This window comes from Protofrankia sp. CiP1_Cm_nod2 (assembly GCF_920664355.1).
Classification (GTDB): domain Bacteria; phylum Actinomycetota; class Actinomycetes; order Frankiales; family Frankiaceae; genus Protofrankia.
The window spans coordinates 1-3,073 of sequence record NZ_CAKKTL010000378.1 but is presented as its reverse complement, the minus strand read 5'-3'; the positions used below and the strand labels follow the sequence as shown (position 1 = coordinate 3,073).

Sequence of the window (3,073 nt, the reverse complement as noted above, 5' to 3'; positions counted from 1 at the left end):
GGCGTCCACCGCGCCCGGGACCGCCGCGGGCGCCGCCGCCGCGACAGCGCCGGTGGACCGGCTGGTGAACGAGATACCCGACAGGCCGGCGGCCGGCGCCGCCGCGGTACCCGCCGCGGCCGCACCGGGGGCAGTCGCACCGAGGGCAGCCGTGCCCGGGGCAGCCGCACCGAGGGCAGCCGCACCGGGGACGGCCGCACCGGGGGCCGCTGTGCCGGGGGCCGGCTCGGGAGCCGTGTCGGCGGCGAACGTCCCGTCCTGCTTGAGGCGGGGCAGCTGGGACGGCGGCCTGCCGCCGGCGAACGCCGCGGGGCGTCCGATGCCGTAGATGCTCTGGTAGATGGCCTTCACGGCCGGGGCCGCGTACTCGGCGCCGGTCCCGGAGTCCGGGATGGTCACGACAACGACGAACTGCGGGTCGTTCGCGGGCGCGAACGAGGCGAACCAGGAGGTGTCCCCGGAGCCCTCCACCTCGGCGGTACCGGTCTTGCCCGCGACCGGGATGGTGTCGTTCGGCCAGTCTGCGAACACCCCGGTCGCGGTCCCGCCGCCTTCGCTGGTCACCCCGTGCAGGGCCTCGCGGAGGTAGGCCAGCGTGTCGGGCGCGGCCGGCAGCCTGCCGGCGGCCCTGGGCTCGATGGTCCGCACGACGCGGCCGTCCGGGGCCATCACCGCCTTGGCCAGGGTGGGCTGGTACAGCGTCCCGCCGTTGGCGATGGCGGCGTAGGCGGCCGCGAGCTGCAACGGGCTGACCGACAGGTACTGCCCCTGCCCGATCGCGAACTGGACCGCCGCGCCCCCGTTGTACAGGTAGCCGTCGACGCACGCCTCGGCGGCGTACTGGCGGAAGCGTTCGGCCTTGGCCGGGTCGGTGGCCTCCGGGTAGCCGTTGCGGGCCCGGCGGCAGTAGGAGTCCTTCAGCTCCTCCCAGATCTCCTTCGCGCCGGCCCGGTCGACGACCGACCCGGCCGTCTCGCCCGGCAGGTCGATGCCGGTGCGGCTGCCGAACCCCAGGGCGCGGGCCATCCTGACGAAGTACTCGTTGGGCTCCCGGTACGGGCCGCGGCCGTTGCGCAGCCCGCCGTCGGCCAGCCACGCCTCGTAGGCGAACTGGTCGAAGATGACGTCGCAGGAGATGACCAGGGCCTGATGGAGGGTGATCGGCCCGGCGGACGACCCCTCGAAGTTGTGGAAGGTCTGGGTGCCGATCTGCAGGGTGGGCGCGCAGTCGTACTTCCTGGTGGCCGACGCGCCGAGGCTGGTCAGCGCGGTCAGGGTCGACACCGGCTTGAACGTGGACCCGGGCGCGCTCGAGCCCTGGTACGCCCGCGACAGCAGCGGAATCCCGTTGGCCTGGTCGGACAGTGCCTGGTAGTCGGCTTCGGAGACGCCCCCGACGAAGACCGACGGGTCGTAGGAGGGCAGGCTCGCCATGGCGATCACACGGCCGGTCCTCGCGTCGAGCACGACGCCGGAGGCGGTGCGCGCCTGCCCGCCGCCAAGGGAGTCCAGGGTCTTGCGCAGGGTCTGCTCGACCGCCTGCTGGACACCGATGTCGAGCGAGAGCACGAGGTTGTCACCGCTGCTCGGCGCGGTGGCCGACGCGGTGCCCGCGACCCGCCCGAACCGGTCGACCTCGAGCCGCTGCACGCCGTCGGCGCCCCGCAGGTCCGCGTCGTAGGTGTTCTCCAGCCCGGCGACACCGACCAGGCTGTTCTGGTGGTATCCCTTGCTGGCGCCGTCGGCGTCGAGCTGCTTCTGGGTGACGGGGCTGAGATACCCCAGCTCGTGCGCGGCCAGGGAGCCCTGGGGGTACTCGCGCACGGCCTGCAGGTCGGCCGAGACCCCGGGGAACCGGTCGGGATGCTCGATGATCGCCAGCGCCTGCTGCGCGGAGACGTCCTTGGCCACCGGGACCGGCTGGTAGGGCGAGCCGTTCCAGCACGGCGGCTTCACCGTGGCGGAGCAGAACTGGATACGCGCACTGATGTCGGCGACGGGCATCCCGATCGCGTCCGACAGCCGCTCCAGCACGGCCTGTCCGGAGTCCTCCTGCCGGTCGGTGACCGACCGGTTCACCGATATGACCAGGGAGGTCCGGTTGCGGACAAGGGGCTGCCCCTGGTCGTCCACGATCAGGCCACGGATCGCCGGGGTGACGACCTCACGGACCCGGTTCGTCTCCGCGAGGTGGCGGTAGTGATCACCGTTGAGTATCTGCAGGGTCCACAGCCGGGCACCAAGTGTGATCAGCAGGGAGACCGCCAGGACGCGCAGGACGACCAGCCGTACCCGGATGCGGTCATCCAGGGACTCCTCCAGGGGGCCCGGCCGCCTCGCCCGCCCCCTGATCACGGCTGCTCCCTGTGCAGGCGCCGCAGCCCGGCCGTGACCAGCGGGAAGATGACCGGAGTCAGGACCAGCGCGTAGAGCGCCGCGCCGAGCACGCGCAGCAGCGTCTGGCTACCGGTCAGGCTCGGCTGGCCGATGATGCCGGCCATCGCGGCGTGCCCGGCCGTCCCGAGGGCCGACGCGCCGGCGGCGACGGCCAGCGGCAGGTAGGCCGACCGGTCGGTCTCCTCCCCGACGAGCCCCACCCCGTACCCGACCAGCGAGAAGACCATCGCGGTCTGGCCGAGGACGTGCGTGGAGAGCAGGTCCGCGAGCAGGCCGATACTGAAGCCGACGACCGCGCCGGTGACGGGCCCCTGGCACAGCGCCACGAAGCAGAGCACGATCAGGATGATGTCGGGGCTGCCCAGCGGCAGGCGCAGCGCGGCGATGACGGACACCTGCACCACGATCAGGACGGCCATCACGGCGACGGTGGCCACGATGATCCTGCCCCGCGGCCCGGCCGCGCGCGTACCCGTGTCCCACATGATCCCGCCTCAGCCGGTGGACGTCCTCGCCGCGGGGGCGAGCGTCGCTGTCGGGGAGATCCGCGCGGGCGTGCCTGGCGACGGCGACGCGGTGGCCGGCGACCGGCCCGTCGCGGCGGCCGGTGATGCGGCGGCCGGTGATGCGGCGGCCGGTGATGCGGCGGCCGGTGATGCGGCTGTCTCTTATACAC

At 73.4% G+C, this 3,073-nt stretch carries 2 protein-coding genes; both read right to left on the bottom strand.

Annotation, left to right across the window (positions count from 1 at the left end; translation table 11 throughout):
• Nucleotides 1-2,310: penicillin-binding protein 2 (mrdA, locus tag NBW84_RS23630; protein WP_250287530.1), on the bottom strand; the 2,310-nt coding region annotated here is incomplete at its 3' end.
• Nucleotides 2,311-2,351: 41 nt separating this feature from the next.
• Nucleotides 2,352-2,882 carry a rod shape-determining protein MreD gene (gene mreD, locus NBW84_RS23625; protein ID WP_250287527.1) on the bottom strand — a complete coding sequence of 177 codons (531 nt, stop codon included), beginning with the start codon at nucleotides 2,880-2,882 and terminating at the stop codon, nucleotides 2,352-2,354.
• Between the last annotated feature and the right edge of the window lie 191 nt (nucleotides 2,883-3,073).

Coding starts and splice junctions, on each gene's coding strand:
- mreD (WP_250287527.1), bottom strand. CDS start 2,882: ATGTGGGACACGGGTACGCGCGCGGCCGGGCCGCGGGGCAGGATCATC.